The organism is Neisseria sp. P0020.S005, assembly GCF_051957055.1.
In the GTDB taxonomy this organism is placed as follows: domain Bacteria; phylum Pseudomonadota; class Gammaproteobacteria; order Burkholderiales; family Neisseriaceae; genus Neisseria; species Neisseria subflava_A.
The window spans coordinates 94,339-112,186 of the sequence record NZ_JBQCWV010000002.1; the positions used below are offsets into that span (position 1 = coordinate 94,339).

Consider the following 17,848-nt stretch of genomic DNA (forward strand, 5'->3'; position numbering starts at 1 on the left):
TAAAATTAAATAAATTTAATAGAGTTGAATTTCAGGCCGTCTGAAAAAGCGGCGGAAAAATGTTCCGCACATACGCGGGTGTAAAACCGTTAAAATAACGCTTTCCCCTATTCTACGGAACCATTATGCCTCAGCCGACCGCCAAACAGATTTTGCACGAAGTATTCGGTTATCCCGAATTTCGTGGCAAGCAGGAGGCTATCGTCAATGCTTTGGCCGGCGGCGAGAGTTTGATGGTGCTGATGCCGACAGGCGGGGGCAAGTCTTTGTGTTACCAGATTCCGGCGCTGATGCGCGAAGGCGTGGCGGTTGTCGTATCGCCGCTGATTGCGCTGATGAACGACCAAGTGGCCAGCCTGCATGTGGCCGGGATTGAAGCGGCGGCAGTCAACAGCAGTACGTCGGCAGATGGGGCGCGCGATATTGCCGACAAGCTTGCTCAAGGCCGTCTGAAACTGCTTTATGTCGCTCCGGAACGCTTGGTTACCGACCGCTTTTTGCGTTTTCTCGACCAACAAACCGTCAGTCTGTTTGCCATTGATGAGGCGCATTGCGTCAGCCAATGGGGACACGATTTCCGCCCCGAATATCAACAGCTCGGCATGCTTGCCGAACGCTATCCGAACGTCCCGCGCATCGCCCTGACCGCTACCGCCGATGCGGCCACGCGCGCCGACATCAAGCATTATCTGCACTTGGACAATGCGCCCGAATTTATTTCCAGCTTTGACCGCCCGAATATTTATTATCAGGTTATCGAAAAAAATAATGGCAAAAAACAATTGCTGGATTTCATCCGCAAGCAGATGCATGGGCAAAGCGGCATTGTGTATTGTTTAAGCCGCAAAAAAGTCGAGGATGTGGCGCAGTTTTTGTGTGAAAACGGCTTGGAGGCGATTCCGTATCATGCCGGTTTGAGCATGGACGTGCGCGAGGAAAACCAACGCCGCTTTACGCATGAAGACAATATTATTGTGGTGGCGACTGTGGCGTTCGGCATGGGCATAGACAAACCCGACGTGCGCTTTGTCGCCCATCTCGATATGCCCCAAAGTGTCGAACATTTCTATCAGGAATCGGGGCGCGCCGGCCGGGACGGGCTGCCTGCTGTGAGTTGGCTGTGTTACGGCTTGAACGATTGGGTGTTGCTGCGCGAACGGATTGCCGAAGGCAACAGCGATGAAGTGCAAAAGCAAATCGAAATGCAAAAACTTGACGCCATGCTTTCCGTCTGCGAAACCGCCGCCTGCCGCCGCGTGCTGCTGCTCAAACATTTCGGTGAAGAATCCGAATCCTGCGGCCATTGCGACAACTGCCTGCATCCGCCCGTACGGTTTGACGGTACGGTGTTGGTGCAAAAATTACTCAGCTGCGTGTACCGCGCCGGACAACGTTTTGCCGCCGGTTACATCACCAACCTTTTGCGCGGTAAAAGCGACGATTGGATACTGCGCAACGGCCATGACAAGTTATCCACATTCGGCATCGGCAGCGAACAGACCGACAAGGAATGGCGCAGCGTTATCCGCCAGTGCATCAGCCTGGGCTATCTCACCGTCAACGTCGAGCAGCATCAAGCCCTGCAGCTGACCGAAGCGGCAAAAAAAGTCCTCAAGGGCGAAACCGAAGTCATGCTGCGCCCCCTGCGCCGCGAAAAAACGGCCACTCAAAAGCCGAAAGACGATTGGTTGCGTACGGAACGCGAAGAGCGTTTGTGGCAGGCATTGCGCCAATGGCGGCAACAACGCGTCCAGGCGGAGGAAGTACCGGCCTATGTGGTTTGCGGCGACAAAACCCTGCGCGATATTGTCGAAAAAATGCCCCGAAGTTTGGAAGATTTACATCAAATCTACGGCTTGGGAGAGGCAAAAATCAATAAATTCGGTTTGGAGATACTTGACGTTTGCGAAACGGCTGAAGCCGGTACGGTTTCCACAGACAGCGCACAAGTTATCCACAATTTGGGCGAGCGCGAACAGGCCTTAAAACAGGTTTTGGAAACTTGGCGCGAGCAGCAGGCAAGTGCCGATCAAGTAACGCTGGGAACGGTATTCTCCAACGAAAGCATGGACGATTTGCTGACCAATACGCCTGCCGAACCCATCGACCTTTTGGGCGTGTATAAACTCGGCGAAAAACGTATCGAGCAATACGGAGAGGGCATTTTAAACATCTGCCGCCCGTTTTCAGACGGCCTGGGCGAAGAGGATAAACGCAAACGCCGCTTGATGCGCCGTCTGCTTCAGTGGAACATCGATACTGCCCGCCATGAAGGCCTCGAAGCCTATCAGATATGCAGCAAAGTTACCCTGCGCGCCATTGCCGCCCGACGGCCGCAAGATTTGGCGGAGTTGGCGGAAATCCACGGTATGAATGAGGAGAAAACCGATAAATACGGCGCGGAAATTGTCGAATTGTGCAAACAAGCGGATTAATTGACCGCGATTATCATCAAAGGCCGTCTGAAACCCAATCAAGTATGGTGTTTCAGACCGCCTTTTTGAATTTTTAATCTTTATAAAACAATGAATAAGAAAATATATTCATTTGTTTTGTCAGTTTTTTAAAGCAGCCGCGTCTAAACAGGCATGAAAGATGGGATGGTGCCGATGGATTTTTCGTCCCATCCCATTCGACACACATCGATTAGGAAAATAAATGAACACCTCATCCAACCCCTCTTGGCAGGCTGCTTTCGGTTTGTTGACGCTCAGGCTGTTTGCCGCGTATGAGTTTCTTGAATCCGGCCTGGAAAAATGGAACGGGGAAAACTGGTTTGCAGAAATAAACAGTCAATTTCCCTTTCCGTTCAATTTGTTGCCGGATACGGTCAACTGGAATTTGGCCATGTGGGCGGAACTGGTTTTGCCTGCGCTGCTCATCGTCGGCTTGGCAACGCGGTTGTCCGCGCTGGGATTGATGGTCGTGACGGCTGTCGCATGGTCTGCGGTACATGCCGGCTTGGGTTACAATGTGTGCGACAACGGTTATAAAATGGCACTGATTTATTTGGTGGTTTTATTTCCTGTCCTATTGCAGGGCGCAGGCCGTCTGTCTTTGGATGCACTGCTGAAGAAACGCTGTTGCCGCATCAAGCATTATCTTTAAGGATTATCTTTAAGGATTATCTTTAAGGATTAATGGTCGCGGGCCGACTTTAAATGCCCGATATTATCCCTTGATTTGTTTTAAAACCCATATTTTAAAAAGGAAGTTGAAATGAAAAAAAATGTAGCTGCTGCTCTGGCCGGTGCACTGTCCCTGTCTCTGGCTGCCAGTGTTGTTGCCGCTGATAAAGCCGCCAGCGACGTGGCCGTTGAGAAAACTGTTAAAGCTGCCGAAGGTACTTGCGGCGCGGCTGCCAAAGCCGGTGAAGGTTCTTGCGGCGCGGCCATGAAAAAAGCACACGCCAAAAAAGGCAAAGCATCTAAAGCCAAAGCTGCCAAAGTAGTAGAAGGTAAATGCGGCGAAGGTAAATGCGGTTCTAAATAATCCCGCAACATACCTTTAACAAAGTCGCATTTTATAAACGAAAATGCGACTTTGTCGTTCATACGGCATCATAACAGGACATCACCATGATTCAACACGCAGGCTTGGGCTACCGCCGCGACTTGGCGGAAGACTTCCTCTCGCTTTCAGACGACAGCCCGATACGCTTTATCGAAGCCGCCCCCGAAAACTGGCTGAAAATGGGCGGCAGGGCGCGCAAACAGTTTGACCGCGTGGCGGAGCGGCTGCCGCTGGCATTGCACGGATTATCCATGTCGTTGGGCGGACAAGCCCCGCTGGATACCGCCTTGATAGACGGAATCAAAGAAATGATGCGCCGTTATGACTGCACGTTTTTCTCCGACCATTTGAGCTACTGCCACGACGGCGGTCATCTTTACGATTTGTTGCCGCTGCCTTTCACTGAAGAAATGGTACAACATACCGCGCGCCGTATCCGCGAAGTGCAGGATCGGTTGGGCTGCCGTATTGCCGTGGAAAACACCTCCTACTACCTGCATTCTCCGCTTGCCGAGATGAACGAGGTCGAGTTCCTTAACGCGGTTGCCCGTGAAGCCGACTGTGGCATTCATTTGGACGTGAACAATATTTACGTCAACGCCGTCAACCACGGCCTGTTGTCGCCCGAAGCCTTTTTAGAAAATGTGGATGCAGGGCGCGTGTGCTATATCCATATTGCCGGACATGACGTCGAAACGCCGGAATTATTGATTGATACGCATGGCGCGGCGGTATTGCCGACTGTTTGGGATTTGCTCGAACTGGCCTATGCCAAACTGCCGACGATTCCGCCCACCCTGTTGGAACGCGATTTCAATTTTCCGCCTTTTGCCGAACTCGAAGCCGAAGTCGCTAAAATCGCCGACTATCAAATGCGTGCCGGAAAGGAATACCGTCATGCAGCCTGAAACCTCCGCCCAATACCAACACCGCTTTGCCCAAGCCATACGCGAAGGCAAAACCGCAGACGGATTGCCGCAAGAGCGCCTGAACGTCTATATCCGCCTGATACGCAACAATATTCACAGCTTTATCGACCGCTGTTATACCGAAACGCTGCAATACTTTGACAGCGAAGAATGGAGCCATCTGAAAGAAGGTTTCGTCCGCGACGCGCGCGCCCAAACCCCCTATTTTCAAGAAATCCCCGGCGAGTTCCTCCGATATTGCCAAAGCCTGCCGCTTTCAGACGACCTCTTGGCATTGATGGACTTTGAACACACCCAGCTGCTCGCCGAAACCGCTCAAACCGATAGCCAAACAGTTCATGATGATTCAGACGATTTGGCCTACATCCTTTTTCCCGCCGCCTTTGTGCGCCGTTATCAGTATGACGTGACCGACGAATTGCAGGAGGCGGAAACCGCTGTTTTGGTGTGGCGCGATAAGGAAGACGACGTGATGTATCAAACGCTCGACGATTTCGACGCCTTATTGCTGGAAACGCTGGCAGAGACGCCCACTTCCCTAAACGGCCTGCAAACCATGCTGGCAGAGTTCATGCCGTCTGAAAACGCTTGGCAGGATGCATTAAGGCAAAAATGGACGGAATGGTTGGAACAGGGCATTTTGGTTGCGGCATAAACCAAGGCCGTCTGAAACAGACGCAGTCGGTTTCGGTAAAACAAAAATACTACTGAAATCGTTTATAGATTCAATCGCATGCTCTTTCCGTATCAGCGTAAAATCAGAAGCATATTGATCATTCCTTTCATACTGATACATTATGGCCCTACCCGAACTGACCGATGCCGAACTTGCCGAATCCCGTAAACTGCTGCTGCGCTTTGCCCATATCCAGCTGCCCGACCGCCCCGATTTGGCGGAGGACCTCGTACAGGAAACCATGCTTTCCGCCTACCGTGCGGCCGAGGGTTTCAAAGGCGGCGCCCAAGTGAGCAGCTGGTTGTTTGCAATCTTAAAAAACAAAATTACCGACTGCCTGCGCCAAATCGGGCGGCAACGCCAAGTTTTCGTCACGCGCGATGAGGAAGCCTTGGATGAAGCCTTTGAAGGACATTTTGCCGCCGACGGGCATTGGACGGACGAAGGACAACCTCAGGGTTGGGACTCGCCCGAAGCCAGTTTGAACAATAAAGAGTTCTACCAAGTTTTACAGACCTGCCTCTACCATCTGCCGGAAAATACCGCCCGCGTGTTTACCATGAAAGAAATTCTCGGTTTTTCAAGCGATGAAATCCGCGAACAATGCGGCATCAGCCATGCCAACTACCACACCATTATGCACCGCGCGCGCGAAACCTTGCGCCAGTGCCTGCAAATCAAATGGTTCTCCCATGCCTGACAGGAAAATGCCATGAAAAAATGCCGCAAAATAACCGATCTGATTTCCAAACAGCAAGACCAAGCGCATCTCAGTCTTTTTAACCGCATTGCCCTTGCCGTGCACCTGTCGCTCTGCCCCCGTTGCCGCGAATATAAGAAACAGCTCGAATTCATCAGCAATGCCATGCACAAGATGTTTCGATGATTCAAAAAAGGCCGTCTGAAACCTGCCCTGTCAGTTTCAGACATCTGCTTTATTTATCGCTAACCTTGAATAAGCCATGGTTGGCCGTTCACTTTTTTAGCTGCATTTATTTTTAAACTTGCGCTGTCGGCCTTTGTCTTTTGAGGCATGGGAGAAAGATTCTAATACGGTAGAACAAGATAAAGGCCGTCTGAAAGATGAATTTCAGACGGCCTTTTTCACGGTTTTTAGTGTTGTTCTTCCGGCTCGGGTTCGTCTTTGCCGAACCAGTTGTCAAAGCGGATGGTGTATTTCAATTCGCCGCCGGATGAGCGTGTGCCGATGCGGGCAATGGCTTGGATGGCGCGGGTCAGTTGGTACACGAGTTTGACGGATTGTTCGGCGCTGGAGATGCCATATTCGTAACCTACGTAGAGGTTGTTGGTGAGCTGTTTGCCGACGGTCAGGACTTGTTCGGCAGGGTTGAGCTCGCCGGTTTGGGCGTTGCGGCTGCGTTTGCTGGTAAAGCCCAAATCATCGACAAGGCCGATGCGGTCGTTGACTTGGCCGGCAAGCAATGCGCTGGCGGCGGCGGAGAGTGTGGCGTTGTCGCCGTCGCTGCCGCTGCTGGCACGGTTGAGGATGAGCCAGGAGAGTTTGTCTTTTTCGCTCATGGCTTCTTTGGCAACCAAGGTCACGCGCGGATTGCTGAGGCTGCCGAGGACTTCGACACCTGCGCCGACCGGGGAGAGACGGCGTTCGGCACGGATGTTGAGGTTCGGATCGGTCAGCGGGCCGACAAAGGAAACCGAGCCTTTGGTGATGTCGAGGTCTTGGCCGTAGGCTTTGTAGCGGCCTTTGACAACGCGCACGGTACCGACGCCTTGGACGGCTTCGCCGGGGCGGGACGTGATGGTCAGTTTGCCGCCGATGGTAACGTCTGCGCCGTAGCCGACAAAGCGGACATTGTCGTTGATGTTCAAGATAAGGTTCAGATTAATCGGCGTGGTGGCCGTTGCTTCTTTTTTGGTTTCGCCCAGTACAACCACGTCGTCATCGAGGGCCGGCATGGAGGATTTTTGCGAACCAAACCTGCCGTAGTCGGTGTTGAGCGTGCCGTTGAGCGATACACCTTTTTCCGGATTGTAGAGGACTTTGGCCGCGCCGGAGAGCTGCAGTTGGCGGTTTGGACGCGAGAGGGTGCGGTATTTGTCGAAGACGATGTCCACGTCGACATCGGGGTTGGCGTTGGCAAGGTTGACCGCGCCTTTGAGCTCAATCGTGCCGCCACGGTGGAATTTGAGGCTGTCGATTACCCATTTTTGACCCTGCAGGCGCGAACGCAAGACGCCGTTGTCGAGAATCAGGCCTTGGGTTTGATGGCGGTAATAGAGGTTGTCGCCGTTAATCTGGCCGCTCAGTTGCGGATCGTTCAGACGGCCTGCCAAGTTGACGGCGGCGTTCAGACGGCCTTTGAGGGTTTGGCCGACGGGCAGGAAGTTGCGGAAGACTTCGAGGTTGGCAACATTCAGGTTGAGCTTGCCGCTCAGGGGGGCAGTATCGAAGCTGCTGCCCTGACCGATGTTGACGGTACCGTCGGCCCGGCCGTAATTGGTTTGGAGGTCGAGGTTGCTGTTGACGGTAGGCGAACCGAGTCGGCCGCCGATGGTGGCGGTCGCGTTCAGACGGCCTGCAATGCCTTGGGCTGTCGCCGGCATAAAGGATTTGAGCGAGCCTAAATCGGGAACGTTGATATTGACCTTGCCGCTGACGGGGGCGTTGTTAATGTTGTTGCCGAACTGTTGGGCGATGCCGAGCGTGCCGTCAACTTTGCCGAAGCGGGTGTTGCCTTCCAGCGTGCTGTCGATGCGGCCGTTTTGGAAACGGGTGCGCAGGGCGAGTGCGGAAAGTCCCAAAGGCTGTTTGTTTTTCGGGTCTTTGCCCGGCAGGATGATGTCGCCGCTTTGTCGGCTGATGTTGAGGAAGCCGCGCGCGTTTTGACTGTACGCCAAATCCCAGTCGCCGCCCAAGACGAGGTTGTGTTCGATGGGCGGGGTGTAGAAGTTGTGCAACTCGGTAATGTGCAGATTTTGCGCGCTGCCTTTGCTGGTAATGCCGGCTTTTTTGTCCCAAACGAAATTTTGCAGGTTAAGGCTGCCGCCCATGGCCGCCCAGCGTGCACTGCTGAGGGAGACGCGTTCGCTGCCGGCTTCGAGGTTGAGGCGGTTTTGCAGCTTGAGGTTGAACGCGCCGCTGATGTCGAGCGTGTCGACCGTGCCTTTCCATTGGGTTTGGTCTTTGTTGAGGCCGCCGGCGGCGTCGAGGTCGAGCTTGTAGCGTTTGCTGTCCACCGCCATGTTGCTGTTGCCGCGGATGTGGTGGTGCGATCCTGTGCCGCTGATGAGCAGGTTGACGTTGTCGATCAGGGCCGCGCCGCCGGAGACGGCGATGTGTTCGCCTTTGATGTCGGCACTCAACGGACGGTTGGTGTCGGGCGAACCTTTGAGCTTGAAGTCGAGGGTGCGGATGTTGACGGTATCGGCGACTTTGAAGTTGCGCGCTTCGCCGTTCAAATCGGCTTCAAGGGTTTTGAGGCCGTCTGAAAAACTGCCGGAGATGTAGCCGCGCGCGTTGAGCAGGCCGCCCAAGCCGAAGCCGAAACGCGACAAATCGGGGGCGGTAATGTTGAGGTTGAGGCGGTCGCCTTTTTTGCCGAAGCTGCCGTTGGTTTTGACGATGTTGCTGCCGAGGGTCAGGTCGGTCAGGGCGCGCGTGAGGTGTTTGTTTTCATAGGCGACGTCGGCTTTGCCGCTGAGCGGAACGCCGTTGAGCGTACTCGGTGCGAACTGCATTTTGCCGGCGAATTTCTCTTGCGCCAGTATGCCGGTCAAGTTGATGTTGCCGTTGACGCTGCCTTGCGGAAGCTGCGGATCGATGCGCGCAGGGTTGAAGGCTTTGCTGACGATGTCCAGCTGCAGTTTGCGGTCTTTGAAGAGTTCGAGCGAGCCTTTGGCGTTGAGTTCGCCGCCGTTTTGCGGAACCAGGCGGACTTTGTCGAGCTTGAGCGTGCGCTGGCCGAGCTGTTTGTCGGTTTGGAAAAACAGCATGCCGTCTGTACGCGCAAATCCGCTGTCGAGATTCCAGTTGACAACGGGGGAGGAGGTTTCGCCTTTGACGTCGATACTGCCGTTCAGACGGCCTGCGATGTTTTGACGCACAAAGTCGTCTGCGCCGGTATTGTTGATGCCCAGTGCGAGTTTGAGCTGGTCTTGGGCGGTGTCGATTGAGCCGGATACGTCGATGCTGCCGTCTTTGAGCAGGCCGACGCCGATGTCTTCAATCATGACCGTGCCTTTGTCGTCGACGATGAATTCGCCGAGGATGCGTTTGACAGGAATCTGATTTTCATCGGCAAAACCGGCTTGGTCGTTTTCCAAGTCTATCGAGCCTTCCAGCGCAACGCCGTCTGTAAAGGACGGAATGGTGGTGGCGTCGAAATTCAGACGTGCTTTGGGCAGGCTGGGCAGGAAGGCCTGCGGATTGATGTTGGAACCTTTAACCAGGATTTCGCCGACGGTTTCGTTGAGGCTGTCGGCGAATGGGTGGATGGTGGATTTGGCAGACAAATGAACATTGTCGCCGTCGAGCAGTAGGTCGGTGTACACGTCTTGCAGGCTGCCCCACAGGCGCACCGTGCCGTGTAGGGTTTCGCCCTCAAGCTGGCCTTTGGTATAGATGGCGGTATTAAGGACGTAGGGTTTGTTCAAACCGACTACCACCGCGCCTGTCGAGCTGCTCCATGGCGTATCGGCGGTTTTGATGTGGAGGCGGTGTTCTTTTTTGTCGTAATGATAGGCCGCGTGCAGATGGTCGAGATAGACGGTCTGGTTGTCAAAACGCTTGCCCACGCTGATTTTGCCGGTTTCCAAACGGTCGAGATAGGCGGTAACGGGCAGGTCTATGCTGTCGGGCAGGCCTTTTGATGGCTCTTCTTCTTTAGGCGGCGTGCGTTTGGTCACGATGGCGATGTCGCCGGCCACGACTTCGGTAATGTGCAAGGAAGGACGGGTCAGCTCGGACGGTTTCCAATCAAAGCGGAAGCTGCTGATTTTGACATCCGCACCTTCTGTTTCAATCAACCATTTGTCGCCTTCAAAGCCTTCAATCAGCGTGCCTTTCAGCGTATCCGACGAGATTTTGACGCCGAACCATGACGGGATTTTGTACAAACCGAAACGCAAACCCGATTCCGTACCGACCAGCCAGCCGATCGCGCCGGCGGAAACGGTCAATACGCCCAAGGCGGACAGGACAAAGCCGCGCAACAGGTGTTTTTTGCGCTTTGGCGGGGCGGGCTGTTGTTCAGACGGCGTGGAAGTGTTTGCAGTATCGGTCATGATATTTTTCTGTTTGTCTGTTTTTCAGACGGCCTGAAATGGCTGAGGCCGTCTGAAAGAATGGATGGTGAGTATGTTTTTTTAAAACCTTGTGCCTAAGCTGATGTGCCAGCGGATTTTTTTGTCGTGATGGCCGTAGGCAATATCGAAGGAGAACGGCGCAACCGGGCTGAACCAGCGCACGCCCAAGCCGGTACCGTGTTTTAAGGTCATGTGTTTGAAGTTGCTTGCTGCATCGCCGACATCGTGGAAGATGGCGCCGGAGAAGCTTTTGGTAACCGGGAATTGATATTCGAGGCTACCGACCACCAAGGCGCGTTGCGGCAGGACGGAGCCGTTGGGGCCGGCCAAGCCGATGCTGTCGAGTTCGTAACCACGTACAGAAGTCGCGCCGCCGGTGCGGAACATCAGGCTGGACGGCACTTCTTCGCCTTCGCGGGCATAAACGTAGCCTGCCTGTCCGCGTACGATGAACGTACCGAGTTTTTTGTTTTCAGGCGTGAAGAAATAGCCTGCCCGTGCCGTGGCGCGTGCCATTTGGGTGGAGGAGAGGAGTTTGCCCAAAGTTGTACCGATTTTGCCGTCGAGGTAGTAGCCGTTTTGAGGATGCAGCTCGGTTTCGATGCTTTGCCGTTTCCATGAGGCGGTCAGCATGGTGGCATGGCTTCGGCCCAAATCGTAGCTGGTGTCGGGGACTTTGCGGTCTTCGGTAATAAATTCTAGGCCGAAGCGGGCATCGATATTGTTGCGGTCGCGGACATACCAAATACCGCTGCTCAGGGCGCGTTTTTCAAGGTTTTGCGTGGTCGAGCGGTTGTAGGAAACGTTGCTGGTCCAGTAGTTGCCGCGGTTGTTGCGCGGTTGGCTGATACCGGCGGCCAGCGTGGTCTCGTATTTGTCCATGTCCCAAACGATGGAACCGATGTAACCTTTGTTAAAGAGGTTGTAATAGTCGTAGGCGATACGGCCGCCGATTCCGTATTCGGAGTCGTAGCGGATACCGGTTTCCAGTTTGTGGCGTTTGACTTCGGTCACGTTGATTTTGACAGGAACGCGGTCGCCTTGCAGTTGATCGAAGTCGGCTTGTACGGACGCGCCGGAGTAGTGGCCGTTTTGCTCGAGCGCCTGTTGTAGGTCGAGGATTTTGTCCAAGTCGTAAGGCGAACCAGGGTGGAAACGCGCCATACCGGAAACCACGCTCTCAGGGTAGCGACGTGCGCCGGTGATTTGGAAATCACCGAAGTAAATGGGGCGGTTGCTCTCCACGATGACGTTCAAGTCGGCTTTTTGGGTATTGGGATTGATGGTGGCTTGAGTGGTGGTGAGTTTTGCCAAAGGATATTTTTTGCGTGTTACCGCGCTGAGGACGGAGGTTTTACTTGCACTCCAGCCGTCTTGGTCGAAGTTTTCGCCAACGGGCTGCTGCCAGTTTTCCATCGCATTTTGGTAGTACTCGGCCAAGTTGTCGTCATTCAATACGTCGCCGAGGATGGCCACGCTGACGTTGTCGACTTTGGTGCGCGGGCCGGGGGTAACGTTGACGGTGTAGCTTTCGCCGTGGTCTTGAATATTGACGTTGCTGTTGAAGTAGCCTTTGGTTCGGAGCATGGTTTTGACGTTGTCGGGTGCCTCTTCGGCGAGGAAGCCGACCTGCTCTTTGTCCAGCTCTTCTTCCTGCTGCTGGGTAATCAGCGGCAGGTATTCTTCAAGCATTTCTTTGATTTCGCTGTCTTGGGTGTCGATTTTGACGGGGAATTTGGGCTTGAGTTTGCCTGTCTGGTCGTCTTTGGGCTGCTTGGGCATTTCGGATTCGGGAATAGCCTCGTAGTCTTCCGCTTTGGGAACGGAAGTATCTACTGCCAACGCGTGTCCGTAGGCGAGCGCCAATGATGCAAATAAAACAGGGTAGGTCAGTTTGGTCATGATGTGTGTTCGACAGCGACAATTCTTCAGTTTGTGGATTTTAACATTATTTCTGCAAGGTTTCAGGCTATGGTTATAAACGGAAATTTAGCGCGATGACGTTAAAAAATGTGGCTTAAAGGGCGGATTTTGGTTTGTTTCTATCTGATTGTAATAGTTATGTTTTGTGTTTTGACTGATGAAGTTGCCTTTGTATTCGGCCTTATGGCGCAGATTTCAGGCCGTCTGAAAGCAAGATATAGAGAAGTAAAGCAACGGTATGGGCATACTTTAAAGTAGGGTTTGAGCAGGTTTAACTGTATTTTTAGCATAAAATGCCAACTGTGTCATAAATACTAAACTTTAATGCTGTTTTTGTGAGGTGTGCATGAAAACCTCGCCGACAAATGATTTTTTATTTTAGAATGTAAGACTTTTTTAACATATCTTTAAATTGAAGGAACGGATATGGCAAGTGGCAATCCGCTTTTAAACGCGATCAACAGCGTCAGCCTGGTGGTGCAAATCGCCATCGGCTTGGTTTTAGGTATTATTGTGGGTGCAGTTTCGCCGCAAGTCGGTATCAGCGCAGGACTGCTGGGCAGCCTGTTTGTCGGTGCGCTTAAGGCTATCGCGCCGATTTTGGTATTTGTTTTGGTGACTGCCGCCATTGCGCAACACCAAAAAGGCAATCAGGCCCACATCAAACCGATTTTGATTTTGTATATTTTCGGTACGTTTGCAGCGGCTGTGGTGGCGGTTGTCGCCAGCATGGCATTCCCGACCACGCTGATTCTGCGTACGGCAGGCGATGTATCCGTTGCGCCGCCTTCCGGCATTATCGAAGTGTTGAAAACGCTGCTGATGAATTTGGTGGCCAACCCGATTAACGCGCTGGCCAATGCCAACTATATCGGCATTTTGGCTTGGGCTCTGGTATTGGGCGCGGCTTTGCGCCATCACGGTTCGGATACGACCCGTCAAGTGGCGGCCGACTTGGCCGATACCGTTTCGACCGTCGTGAAATGGATTATCCGTTTTGCGCCGCTGGGTATTTTTGGCTTGGTGTCCTCTACCATTGCGGAAACCGGTTTTGAAGCGCTTGCCGGCTATATGCAGCTGTTGGCCGTATTGCTCGGCTGTATGCTGTTTATCGCTTTGGTGGTCAATCCGATTATTGTGTGGACGCAAATCCGCCGCAACCCTTTCCCGCTGGTGTTTACCTGCCTGCGCGAAAGCGGCGTGTATGCCTTCTTTACCCGTTCTTCCGCCGCCAATATCCCTGTGAACATGGCATTGGCGAAAAAACTGGGCCTGCACGAAGACACTTACTCTATCTCCATTCCATTGGGTGCAACCATCAATATGGCCGGTGCGGCAATCACCATTACCGTTTTGGCGATGGCTGCGGCGCACACGCAAGGCATTACGGTTGACTTCGCCACTGCCCTGCTGCTGAGCCTGGTGGCTACCGTCAGCGCGTGCGGTGCATCCGGTGTGGCCGGCGGCTCGTTGTTGCTGATTCCTTTGGCGTGCAGCCTGTTCGGTATCGATAACGATGTGGCCATGCAGGTGGTTGCCGTCGGCTTCATCATCGGCGTGATTCAAGACTCTGCAGAAACTGCGTTGAATTCTTCCACCGACGTTTTGTTTACTGCTGCTGCCGATTTGGGCCGTCAACGTAAAGAGTGATTTTTAAGGGCAACCTAAATCCAGCAAAGGCCGTCTGAAAAGTTTCAGACGGCCTTTGTTTTATGTAAAGGGAAAGGGATTTTTAGATGGTCAAGCCGATAGATTGGTTTGGTCGGACTGACGGTATCTGCTGTCATCAGTTGGATTTTTCCCGTAAAATACAGTCTTGAATGTATTTGAACACCTCTTTTCAGACGGCCTGACCGTCTTATCACATTTGCAAAAACAATGATTAAAAAAATATTCTCATGGTTCGAGTCCCGCATCGACCCTTATCCCGAAGCCGCCCCGAAAACGCCAGAAAAAGGGTTGTGGCGGTTTATTTGGAGCAACATTGAAGGCGTGCGCAAATGGATTGCCGTGTTGGCCGTGTTTACGGTCGGCATCGGCATCATGGAAGCCTTGATGTTCCAATTTATGGGCAAGGTGGTCGACTGGCTCGGCGCTTATACGCCGCAAACGCTTTTTGTTGAAAAAGGCCATGCATTAATCGGCATGATGGCCATGGTGGCATTTTTTGCCGTTTGGACCTTTTTCGCTTCCAATGTGCGCCTGCAAACCCTGCAAGGCGTGTTCCCCATGCGCCTGCGCTGGAATTTCCACCGCCTGATGCTGGGTCAAAGCCTGGGCTTTTATCAGGACGAATTTGCAGGACGCGTATCCGCCAAAGTGATGCAGACCGCGCTGGCGCTGCGCGATGTCGTGATGACCGTCGCCGATATGGTTGTGTATGTGCTGGTGTACTTCATCACTTCCGGCGTGATTCTGTCCTCATTCGATGCTTGGCTTATCGTGCCGTTTATCTGCTGGATGATTGGATTCGCGATGATTATGCGCTTCCTGATTCCCAAACTCGGCAAAACCGCTGCACGCCAAGCTGATGCGCGCTCGTTGATGACCGGCCGCATTACCGACGCCTATTCCAATATCGCCACCGTCAAACTCTTCTCTCACGGCGCACGCGAGGCCGCTTATGCCAAGCAGTCAATGGAAGAGTTTATGGTGACCGTCCATGCCCAAATGCGTTTGGCAACGCTGCTGCACACCTGCAGCTTTATCGTCAACAGCTCGCTGACCGTCGGCACGACCGCCTTGGGCATTTGGCTTTGGTATCACGGCCAAGTCGGTGTAGGCGCGGTAGCCACGGCCACGGCCATGGCATTGCGTGTGAACGGTTTGTCGCAATACATCATGTGGGAATCCGCCCGATTGTTTGAAAACATCGGTACCGTCAATGACGGCATGGCCACCCTGTCCAAACCCCACACCATCCTCGACAAGCCGCAAGCCCTGCCGCTTAAAGTCACCCGAGGCGAAATCAAGTTTGATCACGTCGATTTCTCCTACGAAGCAGGCAAACCGCTCCTCAACGGCTTTAATCTGAACATCAAGCCCGGCGAAAAAGTCGGCTTGATCGGTCGCAGCGGCGCGGGTAAATCCACCATCGTCAACCTGCTCCTGCGTTTTTACGAACCGCAAAGCGGCACGATTTCGATCGACGGCCAAAACGTGGACAGCGTTACCCAAGAAAGTCTGCGCGCCCAAATCGGTTTGGTGACGCAAGACACCTCATTGCTGCACCGTTCCGTGCGCGACAACATTATCTACGGCCGTCCCGATGCGACCGAAGCCGAGATAATTTCCGCCGCCGAACGCGCCGAAGCCGCCGACTTCATCCCTAACCTCAGCGATGCCAAAGGCCGACGCGGCTATGATGCGCATGTCGGCGAGCGTGGCGTGAAACTTTCCGGCGGCCAGCGCCAACGCATCGCCATCGCCCGCGTTATGCTCAAAGACGCGCCGATTCTATTGCTTGACGAAGCCACCAGCGCGCTCGACTCCGAAGTCGAAGCTGCCATCCAAGAAAGCCTCGACAAAATGATGGAAGGCAAAACCGTGATTGCCATCGCGCACCGTCTCTCCACCATCGCCGCGATGGACCGCCTCATCGTCTTGGACAAAGGCCGCATCATCGAAGAAGGCAGCCACACCGAGTTGCTCGAGAAACAAGGCCTGTACGCCAAACTTTGGGCACACCAAAGCGGCGGTTTCTTGAGTGAGCATGTCGAGTGGGAAAACAATTAAACGCTTTGAAAGAAGATAAAAGGCCGTCTGAAAATTTTTTTCAGACGGCCTTTATTAATGAAGCAAAGGACAGGTTGGATAACCGCTTTTTCAGTTGAAACCTTAGTTTTACAGCCCCAGCGACCAAGCATTTTGGTGTTCGGACAAATCTTCCAAGCGGTTTTCGTAATGGGCGAAGATTTCTTCGATGATTTCGTCTTCGTCGTCGATGGTGCGGATCAAGTTCAAATCCTCTTCCAAAATCAGGTTTCTGCCCAGCAACTGCTCGCGTATCCAGTCCAACAGCCCTGCCCAAAATGCTTTGCCTACTAAGATAATCGGGCGGTCGGGCGTTTTACCGGTTTGCACCAAAGTCAGGCTTTCAAACAATTCGTCCAATGTGCCGAAACCGCCGGGCATGACGACATAGGCCACGGCGTGTTTGACGAACATGACTTTGCGCGGGAAGAAGTGTTGGAATTTAATCGACAAATCCTGATACGGATTGGCTTTTTGCTCGTGCGGCAACACGATATTCAACCCCACCGCTGGACTTGCGCCTGCAAACGCGCCTTTGTTGGCTGCTTCCATAATGCCCGGCCCGCCGCCGGAAATGACGGAAAATCCGGCATCCGACAGTTTGCGTGCCAAGCGTAATGTGAACGCGTAATCGGGATGGTTTTCGGGCATGCGCGCGCTGCCGTAAATGCTGACGGCTGGCTGAATGGCGCGTAATTCTTCGCCGGCTTCGACAAATTCGGAAATAATCTTCAATACATGATACGACTCACGCGCCTGAATATCGCGGCGGGTTTCATCGGGCAGCATGGGTTGGGGCAGTTTTTTGAGCAGGCTCACGGCTTTTCCTTCGAGTTTTTATGTGCGGTATTGTAACCCGAAAGGGGCGGGCCGTCTGAAAGTTGGGTTTCGGCGGCAAGTGTGTCTGCCACATTTTCAAAAGCCCGTTACAATATCTGCTTTTATTCAACTGCTCCGCCATGCTCGATATTATCCACCGCGACAGCCGCACCATTGCCGTCAACAAACCTGCCGGAATGCTGGTGCACCGAAGCTGGTTAGACAAACATGAAACCCGTTTTGCCGTGCAGACCCTGCGCGACCAAATCGGGCAGCACGTCTATCCCGTCCACCGCCTCGACCGCCCGACTTCCGGCGTCTTGCTGTTTGCACTCGATACGGAAGCCGCACGGTTATTGACGCAGCAGTTTGAAAATAAAACCATCGAAAAAACCTATTGGGCGATTGTTCGCGGTCATCTGCCTTCAGACGGCCTGATTGATTACGCCCTCAAATATATGCCCGACAAAATCGCCGAAGCGCAGACCGAAGCCACATTGCAGGAGGCGCAAACTGCCTACCGTTGTCTGGCACAAACCGAGTTGCCGTTCCAATCCGCCCTACGTTATCCGACCTCGCGTTATTCATGGGCCGAACTTACGCCGCACACCGGCCGCAAACACCAACTCCGCCGCCATATGAAACACATTTTCCACCCCATCGTCGGCGACACCAACTACGGCGATTTGCGCCAAAACCATGCCGTTGCCGAACATATCGGCACGCAACGCCTGATGTTGCACGCGCGAAGCCTCAGTTTTCAAAGCATAGAAGACGGCAGCCGGATGACTGTACAAGCGCCGACAGACAACGACTGGCGGCTTTGGTTGGAAAAATTTAAAACCGAGACCGTCTGAAAATCCAAACCGCACATTTTCAGACGGCCCGGTCATGGAAAAAAACAGGCAAATCCCTTACAATACGCCCCTAAAATTCTGAAAGAACACAAGAA

13 protein-coding genes are annotated in these 17,848 nt (G+C 53.3%); 10 read left to right on the forward strand and 3 right to left on the reverse strand.

Annotation, left to right across the window (positions count from 1 at the left end):
- Window positions 1-125: 125 nt before the first annotated feature.
- From recQ to ACTHTU_RS02540, 7 genes are all read left to right on the forward strand, one after another.
- Window positions 126-2,435, forward strand: coding sequence for a DNA helicase RecQ (gene recQ / locus ACTHTU_RS02510; RefSeq protein WP_440361666.1), 2,310 nt, complete (start codon window positions 126-128; stop codon window positions 2,433-2,435).
- Between the two features lie 223 nt (window positions 2,436-2,658).
- On the forward strand, window positions 2,659-3,108 hold the full coding sequence (locus ACTHTU_RS02515; protein WP_440361667.1) for an HvfX family Cu-binding RiPP maturation protein: 450 nt from the start codon (window positions 2,659-2,661) through the stop codon (window positions 3,106-3,108).
- 111 nt (window positions 3,109-3,219) lie between these two features.
- Window positions 3,220-3,492, forward strand: coding sequence for a hypothetical protein (locus ACTHTU_RS02520; RefSeq protein WP_440361668.1), 273 nt, complete (start codon window positions 3,220-3,222; stop codon window positions 3,490-3,492).
- A gap of 86 nt (window positions 3,493-3,578) precedes the next feature.
- Complete coding sequence (locus ACTHTU_RS02525; protein ID WP_108699915.1) at window positions 3,579-4,421, forward strand: HvfB family MNIO-type RiPP peptide maturase; 843 nt, start codon at window positions 3,579-3,581, stop codon at window positions 4,419-4,421.
- A complete protein-coding gene (locus ACTHTU_RS02530) occupies window positions 4,411-5,097 on the forward strand; it encodes an HvfC family RiPP maturation protein (RefSeq protein WP_440361669.1) in 687 nt (228 codons plus the stop codon). Before ACTHTU_RS02525 ends, ACTHTU_RS02530 begins: the two co-directional genes overlap by 11 nt.
- Window positions 5,098-5,239: 142 nt before the next feature.
- Window positions 5,240-5,818, forward strand: coding sequence for a sigma-70 family RNA polymerase sigma factor (locus ACTHTU_RS02535; protein ID WP_107857761.1), 579 nt, complete (start codon window positions 5,240-5,242; stop codon window positions 5,816-5,818).
- A gap of 12 nt (window positions 5,819-5,830) precedes the next feature.
- Window positions 5,831-6,004 (forward strand): zf-HC2 domain-containing protein, encoded by a 174-nt coding sequence (locus ACTHTU_RS02540; RefSeq protein ID WP_440361670.1) that lies wholly within the window; start codon window positions 5,831-5,833, stop codon window positions 6,002-6,004.
- A 227-nt stretch (window positions 6,005-6,231) separates the two neighbouring features.
- Here ACTHTU_RS02540 and ACTHTU_RS02545 read toward each other — a convergent pair whose 3' ends face one another.
- Both ACTHTU_RS02545 and ACTHTU_RS02550 read right to left on the reverse strand, forming a co-directional pair.
- Window positions 6,232-10,380: a translocation/assembly module TamB domain-containing protein gene (locus ACTHTU_RS02545; RefSeq protein WP_440361671.1), complete on the reverse strand. Its 4,149-nt coding sequence runs from the start codon at window positions 10,378-10,380 to the stop codon at window positions 6,232-6,234.
- An 81-nt stretch (window positions 10,381-10,461) separates the two neighbouring features.
- A complete protein-coding gene (locus ACTHTU_RS02550) occupies window positions 10,462-12,303 on the reverse strand; it encodes an autotransporter assembly complex protein TamA (protein WP_440361672.1) in 1,842 nt (613 codons plus the stop codon).
- A gap of 447 nt (window positions 12,304-12,750) precedes the next feature.
- On the opposite strand from ACTHTU_RS02550, the gene sstT reads away from it, so the two are divergent.
- The gene (sstT, locus tag ACTHTU_RS02555) at window positions 12,751-13,974 is read left to right on the forward strand and encodes a serine/threonine transporter SstT (RefSeq protein WP_440361673.1); all 1,224 of its coding nucleotides are present in this window, start codon (window positions 12,751-12,753) and stop codon (window positions 13,972-13,974) included.
- Between the two features lie 228 nt (window positions 13,975-14,202).
- A complete protein-coding gene (locus ACTHTU_RS02560; RefSeq protein ID WP_440361674.1) occupies window positions 14,203-16,059 on the forward strand; it encodes an ABC transporter ATP-binding protein in 1,857 nt (618 codons plus the stop codon).
- 108 nt (window positions 16,060-16,167) lie between these two features.
- Here the strand turns inward: ACTHTU_RS02560 and ACTHTU_RS02565 are convergent, their stop codons facing one another.
- A complete protein-coding gene (locus tag ACTHTU_RS02565) occupies window positions 16,168-16,896 on the reverse strand; it encodes a TIGR00730 family Rossman fold protein (protein WP_440361675.1) in 729 nt (242 codons plus the stop codon).
- A gap of 140 nt (window positions 16,897-17,036) precedes the next feature.
- Between ACTHTU_RS02565 and truC the strand changes: the two genes are divergently transcribed.
- Window positions 17,037-17,753: a tRNA pseudouridine(65) synthase TruC gene (gene truC, locus ACTHTU_RS02570; protein ID WP_440361676.1), complete on the forward strand. Its 717-nt coding sequence runs from the start codon at window positions 17,037-17,039 to the stop codon at window positions 17,751-17,753.
- Window positions 17,754-17,848 lie beyond the last annotated feature (95 nt).

Bases quoted from the DNA above. Each gene is read 5' to 3' on its own strand.
- recQ (WP_440361666.1), top strand. From the start codon at position 126: ATGCCTCAGCCGACCGCCAAACAGATTTTGCACGAAGTATTCGGTTAT.
- ACTHTU_RS02515 (WP_440361667.1), top strand. From the start codon at position 2,659: ATGAACACCTCATCCAACCCCTCTTGGCAGGCTGCTTTCGGTTTGTTG.
- ACTHTU_RS02520 (WP_440361668.1), top strand. From the start codon at position 3,220: ATGAAAAAAAATGTAGCTGCTGCTCTGGCCGGTGCACTGTCCCTGTCT.
- ACTHTU_RS02525 (WP_108699915.1), top strand. From the start codon at position 3,579: ATGATTCAACACGCAGGCTTGGGCTACCGCCGCGACTTGGCGGAAGAC.
- ACTHTU_RS02530 (WP_440361669.1), top strand. From the start codon at position 4,411: ATGCAGCCTGAAACCTCCGCCCAATACCAACACCGCTTTGCCCAAGCC.
- ACTHTU_RS02535 (WP_107857761.1), top strand. From the start codon at position 5,240: ATGGCCCTACCCGAACTGACCGATGCCGAACTTGCCGAATCCCGTAAA.
- ACTHTU_RS02540 (WP_440361670.1), top strand. From the start codon at position 5,831: ATGAAAAAATGCCGCAAAATAACCGATCTGATTTCCAAACAGCAAGAC.
- ACTHTU_RS02545 (WP_440361671.1), bottom strand. From the start codon at position 10,380: ATGACCGATACTGCAAACACTTCCACGCCGTCTGAACAACAGCCCGCC.
- ACTHTU_RS02550 (WP_440361672.1), bottom strand. From the start codon at position 12,303: ATGACCAAACTGACCTACCCTGTTTTATTTGCATCATTGGCGCTCGCC.
- sstT (WP_440361673.1), top strand. From the start codon at position 12,751: ATGGCAAGTGGCAATCCGCTTTTAAACGCGATCAACAGCGTCAGCCTG.
- ACTHTU_RS02560 (WP_440361674.1), top strand. From the start codon at position 14,203: ATGATTAAAAAAATATTCTCATGGTTCGAGTCCCGCATCGACCCTTAT.
- truC (WP_440361676.1), top strand. From the start codon at position 17,037: ATGCTCGATATTATCCACCGCGACAGCCGCACCATTGCCGTCAACAAA.